This is a genomic window from Streptomyces sp. NPDC057697 (genome assembly GCF_042799335.1).
In the GTDB taxonomy this organism is placed as follows: Bacteria; Actinomycetota; Actinomycetes; order Streptomycetales; family Streptomycetaceae; genus Streptomyces.
Window position 1 is genome coordinate 56537 of the sequence record NZ_JBHVJA010000013.1, and the last position, 15308, is coordinate 71844.

14 protein-coding genes are annotated in these 15308 nt (G+C 71.6%); 5 read left to right on the top strand and 9 right to left on the bottom strand.

Going from position 1 to position 15308, the window contains the following annotated elements:
• Positions 1 to 117 precede the first annotated feature (117 nt).
• On the top strand, positions 118 to 942 hold the full coding sequence (locus ACFVFH_RS28495; protein WP_383773775.1) for an SDR family oxidoreductase: 825 nt from the start codon (positions 118 to 120) through the stop codon (positions 940 to 942).
• A gap of 181 nt (positions 943 to 1123) precedes the next feature.
• Here the strand turns inward: ACFVFH_RS28495 and ACFVFH_RS28500 are convergent, their stop codons facing one another.
• The gene (locus ACFVFH_RS28500; protein ID WP_383773777.1) at positions 1124 to 2650 is read right to left on the bottom strand and encodes a carboxylesterase/lipase family protein; all 1527 of its coding nucleotides are present in this window, start codon (positions 2648 to 2650) and stop codon (positions 1124 to 1126) included.
• Between the two features lie 84 nt (positions 2651 to 2734).
• On the opposite strand from ACFVFH_RS28500, the gene ACFVFH_RS28505 reads away from it, so the two are divergent.
• Both ACFVFH_RS28505 and ACFVFH_RS28510 read left to right on the top strand, forming a co-directional pair.
• On the top strand, positions 2735 to 3361 hold the full coding sequence (locus ACFVFH_RS28505; protein WP_383773779.1) for a TetR/AcrR family transcriptional regulator: 627 nt from the start codon (positions 2735 to 2737) through the stop codon (positions 3359 to 3361).
• 423 nt (positions 3362 to 3784) lie between these two features.
• On the top strand, positions 3785 to 4351 hold the full coding sequence (locus ACFVFH_RS28510; RefSeq protein WP_383773781.1) for a YciI family protein: 567 nt from the start codon (positions 3785 to 3787) through the stop codon (positions 4349 to 4351).
• Positions 4352 to 4792: 441 nt separating this feature from the next.
• Here ACFVFH_RS28510 and ACFVFH_RS28515 read toward each other — a convergent pair whose 3' ends face one another.
• The 4 genes from ACFVFH_RS28515 to ACFVFH_RS28530 form a co-directional block, all read right to left on the bottom strand.
• The gene (locus ACFVFH_RS28515; protein ID WP_383773783.1) at positions 4793 to 5395 is read right to left on the bottom strand and encodes a GNAT family N-acetyltransferase; all 603 of its coding nucleotides are present in this window, start codon (positions 5393 to 5395) and stop codon (positions 4793 to 4795) included.
• 89 nt (positions 5396 to 5484) lie between these two features.
• Positions 5485 to 5991 carry a DUF6624 domain-containing protein gene (locus ACFVFH_RS28520; RefSeq protein ID WP_383773785.1) on the bottom strand — a complete coding sequence of 169 codons (507 nt, stop codon included), beginning with the start codon at positions 5989 to 5991 and terminating at the stop codon, positions 5485 to 5487.
• A gap of 120 nt (positions 5992 to 6111) precedes the next feature.
• Positions 6112 to 6992, bottom strand: a protein-coding gene (locus tag ACFVFH_RS28525) for an IS5 family transposase (protein ID WP_383774086.1) whose coding sequence is annotated in 2 segments (ribosomal slippage) — positions 6112 to 6632 and positions 6632 to 6992 — 882 coding nt in all. Because the reading frame shifts where the segments join, the coding sequence is not laid out codon by codon here.
• 358 nt (positions 6993 to 7350) lie between these two features.
• The gene (locus ACFVFH_RS28530) at positions 7351 to 7929 is read right to left on the bottom strand and encodes a GNAT family N-acetyltransferase (protein ID WP_383773787.1); all 579 of its coding nucleotides are present in this window, start codon (positions 7927 to 7929) and stop codon (positions 7351 to 7353) included.
• 325 nt (positions 7930 to 8254) lie between these two features.
• On the opposite strand from ACFVFH_RS28530, the gene ACFVFH_RS28535 reads away from it, so the two are divergent.
• Positions 8255 to 8782, top strand: a complete 528-nt coding sequence (locus tag ACFVFH_RS28535; RefSeq protein WP_383773789.1) for a hypothetical protein — start codon at positions 8255 to 8257, stop codon at positions 8780 to 8782.
• Between the two features lie 81 nt (positions 8783 to 8863).
• Here the strand turns inward: ACFVFH_RS28535 and ACFVFH_RS28540 are convergent, their stop codons facing one another.
• From ACFVFH_RS28540 to ACFVFH_RS28550, 3 genes are all read right to left on the bottom strand, one after another.
• Complete coding sequence (locus tag ACFVFH_RS28540; protein WP_383773791.1) at positions 8864 to 9502, bottom strand: GrpB family protein; 639 nt, start codon at positions 9500 to 9502, stop codon at positions 8864 to 8866.
• A 119-nt stretch (positions 9503 to 9621) separates the two neighbouring features.
• Positions 9622 to 10653 carry a hypothetical protein gene (locus ACFVFH_RS28545; RefSeq protein WP_383774088.1) on the bottom strand — a complete coding sequence of 344 codons (1032 nt, stop codon included), beginning with the start codon at positions 10651 to 10653 and terminating at the stop codon, positions 9622 to 9624.
• A gap of 302 nt (positions 10654 to 10955) precedes the next feature.
• Positions 10956 to 11951 (bottom strand): phosphotransferase family protein, encoded by a 996-nt coding sequence (locus tag ACFVFH_RS28550; RefSeq protein WP_383773793.1) that lies wholly within the window; start codon positions 11949 to 11951, stop codon positions 10956 to 10958.
• A gap of 253 nt (positions 11952 to 12204) precedes the next feature.
• On the opposite strand from ACFVFH_RS28550, the gene ACFVFH_RS28555 reads away from it, so the two are divergent.
• The gene (locus tag ACFVFH_RS28555) at positions 12205 to 13971 is read left to right on the top strand and encodes an SMI1/KNR4 family protein (protein ID WP_383773795.1); all 1767 of its coding nucleotides are present in this window, start codon (positions 12205 to 12207) and stop codon (positions 13969 to 13971) included.
• A gap of 691 nt (positions 13972 to 14662) precedes the next feature.
• Here ACFVFH_RS28555 and ACFVFH_RS28560 read toward each other — a convergent pair.
• Complete coding sequence (locus tag ACFVFH_RS28560; RefSeq protein ID WP_383773797.1) at positions 14663 to 15286, bottom strand: DJ-1/PfpI family protein; 624 nt, start codon at positions 15284 to 15286, stop codon at positions 14663 to 14665.
• Between the last annotated feature and the right edge of the window lie 22 nt (positions 15287 to 15308).

Here is a 15308-nt window from a genome sequence, read left to right on the forward strand (position 1 = left end):
GCCGCCCGACGCTGTCCGGCACCGTCCGACGCCGTCCGGCCGGGCGCCTTGACCTCAAGCATGATCGAGGTTCTAGCGTGTCGTCCGGTTGCTCATCCGAAGAAGGGGGACACGCTCATGATCCTGGTGACCGGAGCCACCGGAAACATAGGCAGCGCTCTGCTGGAAGAACTGCTCGCCCGCGGTGTCGGCCCGGTACGAGGGCTCACCCGCGATGCCGCACGGGCCGGTTTCCCCGAAGGGGTCGAGGCCGTGGAGGGCGACTTCACGCGGCCGGCGTCGTTGGGACCCGCGCTGGCCGGGGTGCGCTCGCTGTTTCTCGTGTCGCGTCTGGGTCCGGACGCCGATGTCCTCGACCTCGCCCGGCAGGCGGGGGTGGAGCACGTCGTACTGGTGTCGTCCATCACCGTCCGGACCCACCCGCACCTCGGCCCGGCGGCCGAGAACCTGGCGGTCGAGCAGCTGCTCAAGGCGAGCGGCATGGCCTGGACGATCTTGCGGCCGACCCAGTTCGCCTCGAACGCCCTGATGTGGGCGGCTGCCGTCCGTGCCCACGAGACCGTCCGCGCGCCGTACCCGGACACCGCGCTGCCGACCATCCATCCCGCGGACATCGCGGCGGTGGCACGGGTGGCGCTGACCGAGCCCGGCCACCAGGGACACACGTACGCCTTGACCGGCCCGGAGCCGGTGACCGCCCGCCAGCAGGTCGCGGCCATCGCGGCGGCGCTGGGCCGGGAGGTTCCGTTCGCCGGGATCAGCCGCCGGGAGGCCCACGCGCAGGCGGAGGCCGCCGACGCGGTGCTCGACGTCACCGGCGGAGACGTGAACGACGAGTTGCTGAGGGTGCGTGACACCGTTTCACGGATCACCGGAGCACCGGCCCGGCCGTTTCAGCAGTGGGCCTCGGAGAACGTCGACGCCTTCCGCCGGAAGGCCTGACCGCGTGGACGCCTGGACGCCTGGACGCCTGGACGTCCGAAAGGCTGAAAGGCTGAATGTCCGACAGCCGAATACCCGAACGGCTGAACGCCCCAAAGGCTGAACGGCTGAACCCGAGTACGTCGATCCGTACCCGGGTGCGGCCTTCAGAGGCGCGCCCGTAGCGGCGTCCGGCCGACCGTCAGCCCTTGGCCTCCGCCACGACGCGGCCCGGTTCCATGAGGTCGAAGGGGGTCGGTTCGTGCCGCTCCCAGATCCGGCGAGAGGCCTCTTCCGGGTAGGGCGAGGTCGTCGACTCGACGTCCAGGACACGGGTCAGCCGGTGCTCGGGCCGGTGGGCGGGCCATCCGGGGTCGCCGGTCGTGGCGAAACGGACCCAGCTCTGCCGCAGTTCCCTGGAGACCGCCGAGACCTCGGGCGTCGGGCGGTCACCGAACAGGTTCCGGCCGACGGGACTGTCCAACGTGCCGAAGGCCAGGGGCACATCGAGACTGTGGCAGGCGCCCAGAATCCCGCCGGACGCCGAGGCGGGCAGTCGCAGTTCGAAGAGATACGAGCTGCCTCCAGCCGCTTGGTTCGCCTGGGCCAGCCGCAGCGAGGGCATCCGGAAGAGGGCGTCGGAGTACACCAGTTCAAGCAGTTCCTCAGCGGTGGCCCCCGGGTGGGCGGCACGGTAGGCGTGGGCGCCGTCCGGCGTAGGGGCGAACAGGTCCAGGGCCGTACGGGCCTCCTCCTCGGTGAAGGTGCCCCGCCGCCCCATCATGACGCTGAACAGCCGGAATTCATCGCGGGTGTGGCCGACGAGGAGCTCGATCCCCTCGGCACGGCCCTCGCCCAGCGCCTTCCAGGGGGTTTCGGTGAACACCGCACCGTCGAGGACCGGGCAGACGGCGACACCCGTCCGCGAGAGCCGGCCCCATCCCCCGCGTCGGCCGGAGAGGCCGGCGCCGAGGGCGGTGAGCTCGTCGGCCAGGCGCAAGGGGTCGATGCCGGACAGGGCTTCGGCGTCAGGCGTCGCACCGACCCGGCCCGCGAGTTCGGCGGCGACCTCCTCCGCCAGGGCGCGGGTGCACAGCGTTCCCGGCACCGAGTGCGCGATGGCCCTGCGGAACAGCCCGCGCGCCCGCTCCATCGTCAGCAGGGCCGCGATCGATCCCGCCCCGGCGGACTGCCCCGCCACCGTGACCCGCTCGGGGTCCCCACCGAAAGCGGCGATGTTGCGCCGCACCCATTCCAAGGCCGCGATCTGGTCGAGGAAGCCGCGGTTGGCCGGGGCGCCCTCGATCAGGAGGAAACCCTCGGCCGCCACCCGGTAGTTGATGCTCACCACGACCAGGCCCGCACCGGTCAGGGCGGCCGGGTCGTACATCGGGTCGCTGGAGGAGCCCGCGATGTAGGCACCCCCGTGAATCCACACCAGCACGGGCAGCCCGGCCGCTCCCGGGGCCGCGGCGGGGGTGCTGACATCGAGAGTGAGCCAGTCGTTCCCGGCCGAGCTCTCGGCCGTGGGCCCCGACTGCGGGGCCACGGGGCCGAACTCGGTCGCCCGCCGCACCCCGCTCCACCCCTCGACCGGTGCGGGCGCCCGGAAGCGCAGCGGCCCGACCGGCGGCCGGGCGTACGGGATGCCGCGGAACACCGCGTGCTCACCCCGTCGGCACCCTTCGACCAGGCCCTCCGCCGTACGTACTCGTGGCTGTTCGGACATGTCGCATCCTTTCCGCGAACGGAGCTCCAGCCTTTACCTGTCAGGTGTAATATGTCAACCGTATGGAAAAGGAGGCGGACAGCGATGCCCAAGCAGGTGGACCACCGGGAACGCCGCGAGACGATCGCCCGAGCCCTGTGGCGCGTGGTGGAACAACGCGGCATCGCGCATGCGAGCGTCCGGGAGGTGGCCCAGGAGGCGGGCATCTCCCACGGCGCGGTGCAGCACTACTTCGCGACCCGGGAAGAGATGCTGGTCTTCGCCATGGACTTCGCGTCCGAACAGACGGCGCTGCGCGTCGCCGAGGGCATCGCGGAACTCGGCAGCCCGCCGCACCCCCGTGACGTGCTCCGCGTGATGCTCGCGGAGATGCTTCCGCTGCATCCCGACGCACGCGCGACCAGCCGGATGAGCACCGCCTACGTCCTGGAGGCGCTGCACGACGCCACCATCCACACGCGCGCACGCGAGGGTCTGGCCCATGGTCGCCGCCTCGTCGAGCAACTCGTCCGCCAGGCGATGGCGGACGGCCTCATCGGCTCGGACCGCGATCCGGCGACGGAGACCAATCTGCTTCTGACGCTCACCGGCTTGACCCCGCTCATCGAACTGGGCGTGATCGGACCTCAGGAGGCCCTTGCCGCCGTCGACCAGCACCTCGACCGGCTGTTCACCAGCGGGCCCGGACCGCACCCGCCCGCCGACGCGTAGCGGGCCCGGGTCCGTGCCGACGCGAGCGCGTTCCACCTGCCATGCCCGTACCGGAGGCCGGTGCGGCGCCGCCGCCCTCCGCTCCCACCGCGCCCGGCAGGCCGACCGGTCGGTCGTGCGATCGTACGGGCGGCTCCCGTTGGACCGGTGCGGAGACGGCTGTTCAGGCGGGCGCGCGAGGGGGCGCCGGGCAGCCAGCAGTCGGGCACCGAAGTGATCGAGCGATCGAGCGAGAACGGGAGCACGGCGTGGGTGGGGCTGGGGGGCGGGACGGGTCGTCGGTGTCCGACGAGGACTGGGAGCGGTTCCTCCATGAATCGGTGGCCGGTTCGGCCGGGAGCGGGGGCGTGGGGGGAGGCGGCCGCCTCGGGGCTGCGGCCCTCCTCGCGGGGTGTGGCTCGAACCCTCCGGTACGGTCGCGGCATGTTGTTCTACGTTCATGCGCAAGACAAGCCGGGAGTGGCTGACCAGTTGTTCCGGTTCGCCGAGGCGCACTGGTCCTACATGGACCGGTTCGACGGCCGGATGATACTCCGTGGCCCCACTCTCTCCGAGGACGGAGAGGAGCACACGGGAAGCGTCCACGTCGTGGACCTCGCCGACCGTGCCGCCGCCGAGCGGTTCGCGACGGAGGAGCCGTACTGGAAGGCCGGTCTCTACCAGGAGTTCACGGCCGTCCCGGCGGTCGTACTGCTCCGCCGCGAGCCGGCTGCGGAGGTTCCGTACACGCTCGTCACCGCCCAGTGGTCGCCGCGGGCCCGTACCCCGGGCGAGGTCGAACCACGGCTGCTGGGGGCGGAGCCGGACGACCGGCTGGACTTCGCGGCGGTCCTGGTCGACGACGACCAGGCCACCACGACGGGCGTGGTCGCCGCCGTACGGGCGCTCCCGGACGAGGCGCGGAGCCTGGTCCAGTCGTGGGCGGACCGGCTCGCGGGTGGACCCGCGCCCCTCACGGTCCGGCGCTGGCAGCGCGGCGGACGCAACTGAGGGCGCGTGCAGGGCGGGCGCGTACAGGGCGCGCGGCGGCGCGCCGTACGCGGAACGGCACCGGCGTTCCCGGGACTTCACGCCGACAGGTGCGGGCGGCGCCGAAGGGTTTGGGCGAGGTCGCGGCCCAGCAGTGAGCGGGCGCATCTCTGTCGGCCGTGGCACCGACGTGCCGCACCATGAGCGGGCGCGGCGGCGGGGAGGGTGGCGGCAGGCCCCGGGGGACGCGGTCCGTCTGCCGCGCCGCGCCCACGCCCGCGCCAGTGGAACGTGCCGTGTCGACACAACACGACGAAGCCCTTCCCCCGTGGGGGAAGGGCTTCGCGAACGAGCGCTGGGCAGGCCTTGCACCTGCATTTCCCCACGGGAAGTGGGGCGTCTTTCCTTGGACCACCAACGCATGGTCAGTTACCGGTGGTTCCGGCCGACTGCCAAGATCAACTATAGCGCATGCGGGCGGGGCGGCGGTCCGTCCGATCGCCGGAGATCCAGCATGCAGAACACCTTGTCGTAGCGGCGTTCGCCGACGGCGACGAAGTCGGGCAGGCGGCCGTACTCGGCGAACCCCAGAGACCGGTAGAGGCGCAGGGCGTTGGTGTTGTCGCCACGGGCGTCCAGAGTGAGGACCTCGATCCCCGCTTCCCGGGCGTCGGCGATCAGGGCAGTGGTGAGCGCCCGGCCGATGCCACGGCCATGGGCGGCGGCATCCACCGCGAGCTTCTCCAGATCGGCGTGCGGCCGGTGGGTCGGCCGGGCGTAGCGGAGCCAGTACCCCACCCCGACGAGCCGATGGCCGAGGTAGGCGGCGCGCAGGGCCCCGTCCCCGGCGCGCACGGCGGAGAAGACATGGTCGAGAAGCTCCGCCACATCGTCCCGCGAGGGCGGTTCGACCCAGCCCAGTGCGGCACCTCCGCCGACCAGGTGCGAAAGGATCTGGTGGACCGGCTCCGCGAACCGGGCTTCCAGCCCCGGGTCGGAGATCAGCTCCTCGGCGCGGAGGATGACGGGGTCGGCGGCCGCACCGCTGGTCGTGACGGGGTTCATGGCGAGCAGCGTAGGGCCTGTCCGGCGGATCATTGCCTGCGGCAGGTGAGCCCGGGCAGTGATCCACCGGACGCGACGGGAAACGGGCGTCACGCCATGGAGAACTTGGCGACGTACTCGTCGAAGGGTTCGATGCCGACTTCCGCACGGAGTTCGTCCATGCGCTCGGGTTCTTCACAGGGCCACGGAACCGGTGATCCGTCCTTCACGCCGGCGATCTGAGTGCCGTAGACCTGCTCGCGGCCCTCATTGACCAGCATACGGTCGTGCAGAAAGGCCAGCTCGCGTGGGCTGGCCGACCCGGCCGACACCGCCTGCCGCATCAGCTGGAGGGCGCGACGCTGAACGTCGAGCTGCCGGTCGGCGTGCTGAGCGATCAGCCATGCCGCGCGTGCGGCCTCCTCGCCGACCAGTTCTGCCGTCGGCCAGCCGTACTCCTCCATGATCTCGCCCAGCCGGTCACCGTGCCGAGCGGTCAGCCGCCGCCACGCCAGCTGCTCGGCGGGATCATCGCTGTTCGCGCGGACAGCGGACTTGTGATCGGCCGCAGCCATGTCCGTGAGTTCCACCGCCAGCGCGGCAACGTCGTGCGCCACTCTCAACTCCCAGGTCAGATCAATGCTTTGGGTCCGCCCGTAAGCCTAGAGGTGCAAATTGGACGTAAAGATCATTCCGGAGGACGGTGACAGACGCCTCGCCGCATCGGGATAATGGATCTACCCCCGGAGCCAGAGCCGGATCGCTGCGACGGTCACGGTGCCCTGGAATACGTAGACACGCTTGTCGAATCTCGTGGCCACGGCCCGGCAGCTCTTGAGGGCGTTGACCGTGCGCTCGACTTCGTTTCTGCGCTTGTAGATTGTTTTGTCGAAGCCGACGGGCCGTCCGCCCTTGCTGCCGCGGCGTTGGCGGTTGGCCCGCTGGTTCTTCGGCTCGGGGATGGTGTGCTTGATCCGCCGTCTGCGCAGGTAGCGGCGGTTACGCCGGGAGGAATAGGCCTTATCGCCGCCGAGGTGGTCCGGTCGGGTGCGGGGGCGCCCGCCACCGATCCGGCCGACACGGAGGCGTTCCATGATGGGGATGAGCTGCGGGGCGTCGCCCCACTGGCCCGGGGTGATCAGCAAGGCCAGGGGGCGGCGTCCACCTTCTCCGGCGAGGTGGATCTTGCAGGTGAGGCCGCCCCGGGAGCGTCCGAGTCCCTCGTCGGGGCGGTGCTGCCGAGGCGTGCGTCTTTTCCCGGCACCCGCGGTGGTTTCCTGCGCGCTCCGGCGGCGTGCTGCTGGGCCCGGCAGGTGGTTGAGCCCACGCTCACCACGGACCAGTCAATGCGGCCCTGGGCATCCGCGTCAGCCAGGACGGCCGCATAGGTCTTGTCCCACGTGCCGTCCGCCGACCAGCGTCTGTGCCTCTCGTACACGGTCTTCCACTTGCCGAACCGCGCAGGCAGATCCCGCCACGGCACCCCAGTCCGGTTCCGATAGAGAATCCCGTTGATGATCCTGCGGTGGCTGACCCAACGCCCACCGCGCTGACCGGACTTGGGCATATGCGGCTTCAGTCGGGCCCATTCCTCGTTCGTGAGATCTCCCCGCCCCATGAACATGCCAACGCGCCGGAGCGCGAGAAGTCACGTGATCCGCTGGACAGACCCTAGGCCGTATGTCGAAAGGGGCGTCGTCCGCCCGGAGGGCGGGCCCGGTGGTGTCCGGCGGTGTCCGGCGGTGTCCGGCGGTGTCTTCGATACACGCCCTGGCCGGCCCAGCCCGAGGGGCGCGCCTGCCGGGGCGGCCCGTCGTCAGGAGCGGTGGCCCGTGCCGTGTCCGTCGTACTCCCTCCGCTGGTCGGCCGGGCCGCACCACGCAGTGGTCCGGGCGGTGGCGGCGGTTTGCCCGGAAGAGGCGTCGGAGTGTTCTCAGTGCTCGGAGTGTTCGGAGTGCTCGGAGTGTTTGCAGTGTTCAGGGGGCGCGGACCTGCTCGGGCGATGGCTGCCACTCCCGCCTGATCAGCCCGTACACCCACGAGTCGGAGACCTCGCCGTCGACAACGCAGTCTTCCCGCAACGTTCCTTCACGGACGAAGCCGAGCTTCTCCAGCACGCGGGCGGATGCCGCATTGCGTGTATCGGCCTCGGCCTGGACGCGGTTCAGGTCCAGCGTGTCGAACGCCCACCTCAGCAGGGCGCGCCCGGCCTCGGTCGCGTAGCCGTGGCCCCATGCCGCGTCGTTGTAGCAGTAGCCGAGTGACGCGCTGCGGTAGTCCGGATTCCAGCCGCTCAGGCTGCACCAGCCGATGAACGCCCCGTCGGAGACGCGCTCTACGGCCAGCCGCGCGCCGCTGCCCTCCTCTTCCAGCCGTCGGCAACCCGCGATGAACTTCTCGGCGCGCCCGCGTTCGCTCCACGGTGGCGAGTCCCAGTAGCGCAGCACGTAGGCGCTGCTGTGCAGTGCGAAGAGGTCGTCCGCGTCCGTGTCTTCGAAAGCGCGCAGTCGGAGGCGAGCGGTGTGCAACGAGGGGGTGGGCAGCGATGTCTTCATGTTCCCTCTCTGACCGGTGGCCGATCATTCAGACATTCGACGCGGGTCACTCGCAAGGAGTTTTCCCGGCGACCGGTGGACGGGCCCGCTCATCGGCGCGGCGGAGCTCCCCCGGAGTGCGGCTGCTGAGACGGACGCCGGTGATGTCGCCCGCAGCGACCACCTTGGCCTGCGAGGTCGCCCGAGCCGTCGCGCCGTGCCGACGCACGAGAAGGACCGTCCGGCCGGGTCCTGGCCGCGCCGCCGGGCTCCGGCATCCGGGACGGCCGTGGCGCAGAGTTCTGCGCGAGCGCCAAGTCGCCTTCATATAAGGGAAACTGACGCTATGAAGGACACCGTGGCAGTCGCCTTGATCACCGCGCTCTCCACACTCTTCGCGGCCGGCTTGACCGGGGCCTTCACCCTCCGGTTGCAGCGTCGGCAGGCTGCGGTCGAACGACTCCGTGCTCGTGAGGAGGCACGTCGCGCGGCCTATGCCGGCTTGCTCTCCGCGTCGACGGAGACATGGTTCGCGATCGACGCGATGTGGAGGCTCGTACCGCCGCAGAACGGGGGCGACCCCATGGGGCAGGAGGTCGACGAAGGTCTCTCCGCTCTCAAGCGACTCGACCAGGCCCTGCACGTTGCCAGCCTGCACGGTCCGCCGTCCATCGACATCGAGGCGGCAGAGCTCTACTTCCGCGCGAATGAAGAGTTCGAGGTCATCCTCAGGGTGCTGGGGGACAACATCGGCGACAGCCGGAAGGCCGTGGAACTGTGCGATCCCGAGCAGCGCCCCGATTTCACGATGCGCTTGCTCAGACGTACCGCCTTCACGGCCGCAGCCAGACAGGCGATCGAGAGGGCGGACTGACGGGCGGCCGCCGATGGTCCGGTCGCGGCAGGGCGCCCGCTCCCCATCGGCGCCGGGCGCGCAGGTGGGGTGGAGCGCGAGTCACCGGTGCGTCGACCGGCCCGGACGGTGGCCGATCCTCGCTTCCGACCCCGGCTCGCACCCGTCTGCTCGCGGGACGCTCCAGCCGGTCTCGGCGGCCCATCGTTCGGCCGCTCCCATCAGCACCTCCGTGGCGGGGGCCTTGATCCGGCCGTAGTCCGCCAGGTCCGGCACGCTCAGGGCCAGCCGTTGCTTGAACGCTCCCCAGGCCCGGCGGGCGGTTTCGTCCGCGCGCAGGTAGTCGCGGAACAGCAGCGCGAAGCGGGCGTTGGACCCGGTGTGCTCCCGCAGGTGGACGTTGCAGGAGCGGGCGCCGACCGGGGGCGCGAAGACGAGTTTGCGGCACTCCCGGCCGCCGGAGACCTCGACGCGGTTCCACGGCTCGGGGCGGCACCGGAATCCGATCGCCGCGAGCAGCGGCACATCCCGCGCCTCGTCGATCGACCTCATCCGTACCTGTACGTCGATGCAGTCCTTGGCTGCCAGGCCCGGCACCGAGGTGGATCCCACATGATCGACCCCGCAGACGGGATCACCCAGCGCATCGCGCAACCTCCCGGCGAGCAGTGCGAACTCCGCCGGCCACTGAGGACGGTACTCGACTACGGCAACCTGGCTGCGCTCATCGGGAAAAGGCACATCGGCACACGCTACATCCCCGGTGAGTGGGTGAGGGGATGGGAGGGTGAGCGGATGGGAAGGCGAGCGGTCCGGGGCCGTTGCGGTGCGCGTGGCTGGGCACGACCCATGACGGCGTATCAGGCAAGCACCCACCGGGGCGGGTGTCCGGGGTCGGCCGGGCAGGTGAAGACGTGCAGGTCCCGGTCCCGGCCGAAGCGGAGCCGCGTGGGCCGGGCGACGGAGGGACCACCCCGGATCGATGCCTTCCCCCGCAGGGACGGGTCGCGGTCCTCCAACGGCACCCAGCTGTGCGAGCCCGCGTCCATCTCTTCTCCCCCGGCCGTCAGCAGCAGTCGCAACGGGGTCGCGCAGGACGCGCAGCCGAGGGCCATCGGGCCCGTCGAGGCCCAGCTCGGAAAGCCGCCGACCCGCCAGCCGGGCGGGATCGACAGGTCGGACTGGTAGTCGGGGGCGTCGGGGCCCTGTTCGGACGCCTGGGCGTCGTCCCACGCGTCGATGCGTGCGATCAGCGCGGCAGGCAGTGTGTCGCCCTCCGCCCAGGGATACGTGTCCACCTCTTCCGGGTGCAGGACACACGGCTCGGGAAGTTCGTGCTCCCATCGGAACAGGGGCACTTCGGGAGGAGTGGCGAGGAAGCGTTCCGCCTGCTCGGTCTCCCGCGTCCGTCGCCACCGCAGGTGGTACCGGCGTTCCAGGTGCGGGCCATGGGTGAGTGGGCAGCGGAAGAGCTGCACCAGGTCCGCGCCCTCGGGCCCGGACGCGAGGCCGGGGATGTCGCGCCGGAAGAACTGGGCGAGCCCCGCGAAGGGCACCGGTCCGTCCTCGCCGGGCGCCATGGTGCCGGGAGTTACGGGCGTTCCGGTACCGGGCGTTCCCGTGCCGGGCGTGCCGGGCGTTACGGTGCCGGGCCACGGTCGGCTCTGCGGCCATGTGCCTGCGGTCCGGGCGCGGAGGATCTCGGCCCGCGTGTACCCCTCGGTCTCGGGCCGGTGCGGTTCGTAGCAGACCGGCCATGGTTCGCCGTCCGGCCACAGCATCGGCCCGCCGACGTGGCTGTCGTGGATGCCGGGCCGCCCAGGCCGGGGGTGCAACCGGGTCGTCCGGCCCCGGTAGGGCGCCAGCTCCGGGAACACGGCCTCCACGGACACCGGTCTGGCCGGTGTGGTCCTCGTCATCCGAAGACCCTACGCAGCCGGGGAGACGTGGCGCGAACGGATTGCCGCGAGCCCGGCACACCACCCGAGGCGGATGTGGAGGTGCGCCCCCTTCGGCGACGTAACGATGTGGCGGCATGGCAACGTAGCCGCATAGCAATGCAGCGGCATAACGACATAGCGGTGGAACGGTGGAACGGATCACCGCGCAATGGCATAACAGCGGTGCGGTGGAGCCGAGTTGAGGACGCCAGGGAGCCGCAGGCCCCTGCGACCCGCACACGCAGGTCGCGCCTTCAACTTCCCGGGGCCATCGCCAGCGCCTCGTTCAGATGGTGCTCGGCAATCCCCTTCAGGAACTCCCGGTCGGGGAAGTCCCCGTCGAGCAGGCGCAGCGGGCCGGCCGTCAGCGACAGGTGCTGGGTGAGTTTGTAGAGCGTGAGGCGGTTCTCGTCCAGGCCGTCCGCCGCCAGCTGCCGGTACTGGTCGTCGCTGTGGCGCAGGCGCAGGAACACGTGCTCCCACTCGACGTCGAAGTACATCAGGTCCTCGATGTCGATCAGCACGGGTCTGCCGTCCCGGTCGACCATGACGTGGTCCAGGCCCAGCTCGCCGTGGACGACGGAGTACTCGGCGCGCGGCCGCACCGCCCCGGTCAGTCGACGCAGCCGCTCCTCCAACTGGTCGCGGGCCTCGGCGATCCTGTGGTCGCGCCCGGTCGCTTCGGCGAGGCAGCGCAGCGCGAAGGCCAGGGCCGCCTGCTCGCACGAGGCGGCGTTCGACGTGCCGCCCCCGTCGATCAGGCTCACCTTGCCGAACGACGGCGCACGGTGTGCGCGCATCGTCGTCAGGCTCTCGGCGAGGAGCTTCATGGTCGGCTCCGCGGCGCGCGGGTCGCGGTTGCGCAGCTCCATCAGGGCCTCGCCGGGCACGTCCTCGACGATCGCGAGGTCGGCCGGGTAGTGGGTACGGTCGCGGTCGACCAGGTGGATGTCGAGGACCCGGAGGCCCAGCGCCGCCAGCCGCGCGTGTGCGGCCTCGAACAGGTCGAGCCCGACGCCGGGCGAGAAGGGGTCGGCGAGGTCGCCGTCGTGATCGGCGGTCGGCCAGTAGCTCTCGGACTCCTCCCACAGATAGGCGATCGCCGTCGTGGAATCGTCCATCGTCAGCCGGTAGACGCCCTTCCTGGTGCCGCCCGCGAGTCGCTCGACCGTCTCCAGCCGTCGCCCGCCGCCCAGCGCGGCCCGCGCCGCACGCTCCAGCTGTTCTCGCGTCGCTCTCTTCGGTGCCATGTGGCCCGCACCCCGCCTTCCGTCTCGATGACTGGGGCACCTTACGCGCCTCGCCGTACGGCGTCGGCCGAACAAGGAGCCGAGGCGGGTGTGTGGCAGGGGGCCGCGCGGCGTTGCGTCCCGTTCCGTCCCGCGCGGGCATGCACGGGGTCGGGGCGGCGGTGGCCGAGCAGGGGGCAACGCATCGGTGGTCGCCTGCTCCGGTACCGGTCCGCCTCGCGGGACTGTCAGTGGCTGCTCCTAGAGTGCCGATATGACCACGCTCACCGTCGAACAGTCCTGGGCCCGCATCGAGACCTGGCTCGCCGAACACGCACCTGTCAGCCACGGGCTGCTCCGGCCGCCGGCCCTCCCCGAGGACATCGCGGCGGCCGAGCTCCGTCTCGGGGTGACGTTCCCTCCCGACCTGAAGGAGTCGCTGCTGCGTCACGACGGCGTGCAACTTCAGGACGGGGCGCCGACGCTGGGCTACTACGGACCGTTGTCCGGCGTCGACGACATCGTCAGCAGCACCGAGTTCCTGCGGACCGTCGGCGCCGACCTCGACGAGGACGATCTCGACGAGGAGGAGAGCGACGAGCACGCGTACTGGCCGCACGGACGGCTGCTGGTCACCCTGGGCATCGGCTGGCAGTCCTCCGACGGGCTCTTCCTGGTCTCCCGCCCCGGCCCGCACCACGGGCGCGTAGGCAAGTACTTCGACGAGGACATGCCGTCCTTCACCCCTTGGCCGGGCCTGCGGCACGTCCTCGCCGACTTCGCCGCTGCGCTGGACAACGGCACTCCCTTCAACGGGCGTACGCCGCTCGGCTTCGAGGGCCGGTTGATCTGGGACGACGACAGGCCGCCCCTCCCCGATCCGCTCTCCCCGCTCGGCCTCGCCGCCGAGGCCGCCGAGCCGCTGCTCCCGGCTGCGGCCGATGCGGCCGAACCGGCCCCGCCCGTCCCGGAGTCCGACGGGTCGTACGCCGTCATCTCCTTCGGAACATCGGCCGAGCGGGCAGCAGCAGCACCCGTACAACCGGACGTCGTGTTCGTGGCGGGCATACCGCCCGAGGAGCTGTGGGTCAGGCTGGGTCACGTGCCCGCGACCGCCGGGCCGCGCAGCCGGGAGCAGGCGAGGCTGTCGGCCACCGCGCCCTGGGCGGCGCACCGTCCCATGGTCCGGGTCGGCCAGTGCGGTGACGGTTGGTCGTACGCCACCCAGGAGGGCGGTGACGCTCAGTTCCACCGTCCGGAGGTGCTGCGCAGGCTGTCCCGCGGGGCCCGGGTCGTGCGGCTGACGAAACAGGGGCCGGAGGTGCACGTCACCCTCATCGAGGACGGCGTGGAGCGCCCCGAGGCGGCGCGCGGGGTCGATTCGCCCCGCGAGGACTACTGGACCGGACCGGCCGGGCAGCAGTGGCAGCGGCTGGGCGTCGACCCCTGGCCCGGGTCGACGGCCGCGTACGCCCAGCTGCTGGCCGGTCTGGCGACGGAGTACGGCATCACCTGGGATCCGCAGGACGACGGCGACGCGCCGCTGGAGAGCGCGCTGCTGCTGCCTGTCCTCGATGACGTGCCTGCACGGTACCCGGTCTCCTCGGTACGTGATTTCGACCTCGGCGGGCTCGTCGACCGGACGCCGCCGGAGCGGTTCCGTTCCGCGATGGCGGCGCAGCTGGCCCGGCTGGCGTCCGAGACGGGCATCGACACCTACCCGGAGATCGCGCAGGCGTTGGAGCGGATCCGCCGGGACGAGCCGGTGGATCTCGCCGCCGACGGGGCGCTCGACCTGCGGCTGCGGACCCTCGCGGCGGAGGCCCGTGCGGCGCGGGGCCTGAAGGAAGCGGCGCGGCACCAATCCGCCCCTTCGCCCCTCCCGGCGGCCGACGCCATCACGTGGGGCGTGCGGGACTCGGCGGCCGGGGCACTGCGCGAGTTCCTGCTCTCGCCCCTGCCGATCGCGGCGGCAACGGTCTTGAACCAACGCCGGTCCATACGCTGGCGCGACGACCTCGCGGCGGACCTGGCGGGCTGAGGTCACGTCAGGTGGGGTGATCGCCCGTGGAGCTGTTCACGGCGCGGGCACCCGACCCCGTGAACAGCGGGTGGGTACCGGAGACCCCTCAGCCCTTGTTCTCCGCCCGCGCCGGGGCGGACAACAAGGGGACACGTCGACGAAGGCTCAGCCACCGGGCCGGTTCCGGGGCACAGCAATCGCATCGAAGGTCGAAGGCGGTGGCGCCCGAGGGGGCGGTCGTGGGGGGGCGGGTCGCGGGGGGGGGTCGCGGGGGGCGGAGCGCGAGAGAGACGGGCGCGAGAGGGCGGATCGCGAGCGACCGGCCCGGCGCGCCGCCCGGCTGCCCGGGGGTGCCGGACGGCGCCGGGGGCGCCATGGTTGCGGGAGCTGCCGGGACTACCGGAGGGTTCCGGGGCTGCCGGGGCTGCCGGGGCTGCCGGACGGTACAGGAGGGGGCCTACGAGGGCTGCCGGGCGGCGCCGGGCTACCGGACGGCACCTGGGAACGATGGGGGCTGCCCGGCAGCGTCGGGGCTGCCAGGGCTACCGAACGGCACCGGGGCTACCGAACGGCGCCAGGGCTACCGGGCGGCTCCTGGGAACTGTCGGGGCTGCTGGGCAGCGCCGGAGGCCATTGCGGCCATTGCGGCCGTTGGGGCTGTCGGGGCGGTCGGGGTGGTTGTCCGGTCGGGTCGTCTGCGGCGTGTCGTTCAGACGAGCGCCGGTGCGGCGGCGGGCAGGTAGGGGGTGATGTTGCGCCAGGCGCGCTCGATGTACTCCTCCTTCTCGCCGACCGGGGCGACATAGTGCAGCGCGCCTTCGGCGACGTCGTTGCCCTTCAGGCGGGCGATGATCCAGGCGGCGAGGTAGTGCGAGGCCAGACAGCCGCCCGCGGTCGCGATGTTGTCCTTGGCGTAGAAGGGCTGGTCGAGTATCTCGACACCGGCGGCGACCACCCAGGGCTTGGTGGTCAGGTCGGTGCAGGCGGGGATGTCGTCGAGCAGGCCCAGCCTGGCCAGCACGAGCGCGCCGGAGCACTGTGCCGCGATGAGTTGGCGCGAGGGGTCCAGGCGGCGCAGGACGCTCATGATCGCCGGGTCTTCGACGACCTCGCGGGTGGCGATGCCACTGCCGACGACGACGGCGTCAGCGGCGCACGCCTCCTCAAGCGTGGACATCTGCTCGATGACCACGCCGTTCATCGACGTCACCGTGGGGCTCGGGGTGGCGATGGTGACGCGCCAGTCGTCGGACTTGACGCGGTTGAGCACACCGAGCGCGATCAGGGAGTCGAGTTCGTTGTAGCCCTCGAAGGTGAGGATGGCGATGTGCATGGCGGCTGTCCTTCCCGGCAGG

Excerpts from the sequence above, each read along its gene's own strand:
- ACFVFH_RS28515 (WP_383773783.1), bottom strand. The coding sequence starts at position 5,395 with ATGAACCCCGTCACGACCAGCGGTGCGGCCGCCGACCCCGTCATCCTC.
- ACFVFH_RS28555 (WP_383773795.1), top strand. The coding sequence starts at position 12,205 with ATGACCACGCTCACCGTCGAACAGTCCTGGGCCCGCATCGAGACCTGG.
- ACFVFH_RS28510 (WP_383773781.1), top strand. The coding sequence starts at position 3,785 with ATGTTGTTCTACGTTCATGCGCAAGACAAGCCGGGAGTGGCTGACCAG.
- ACFVFH_RS28505 (WP_383773779.1), top strand. The coding sequence starts at position 2,735 with ATGCCCAAGCAGGTGGACCACCGGGAACGCCGCGAGACGATCGCCCGA.
- ACFVFH_RS28560 (WP_383773797.1), bottom strand. The coding sequence starts at position 15,286 with ATGCACATCGCCATCCTCACCTTCGAGGGCTACAACGAACTCGACTCC.
- ACFVFH_RS28550 (WP_383773793.1), bottom strand. The coding sequence starts at position 11,951 with ATGGCACCGAAGAGAGCGACGCGAGAACAGCTGGAGCGTGCGGCGCGG.
- ACFVFH_RS28495 (WP_383773775.1), top strand. The coding sequence starts at position 118 with ATGATCCTGGTGACCGGAGCCACCGGAAACATAGGCAGCGCTCTGCTG.
- ACFVFH_RS28530 (WP_383773787.1), bottom strand. The coding sequence starts at position 7,929 with ATGAAGACATCGCTGCCCACCCCCTCGTTGCACACCGCTCGCCTCCGA.
- ACFVFH_RS28500 (WP_383773777.1), bottom strand. The coding sequence starts at position 2,650 with ATGTCCGAACAGCCACGAGTACGTACGGCGGAGGGCCTGGTCGAAGGG.
- ACFVFH_RS28535 (WP_383773789.1), top strand. The coding sequence starts at position 8,255 with ATGAAGGACACCGTGGCAGTCGCCTTGATCACCGCGCTCTCCACACTC.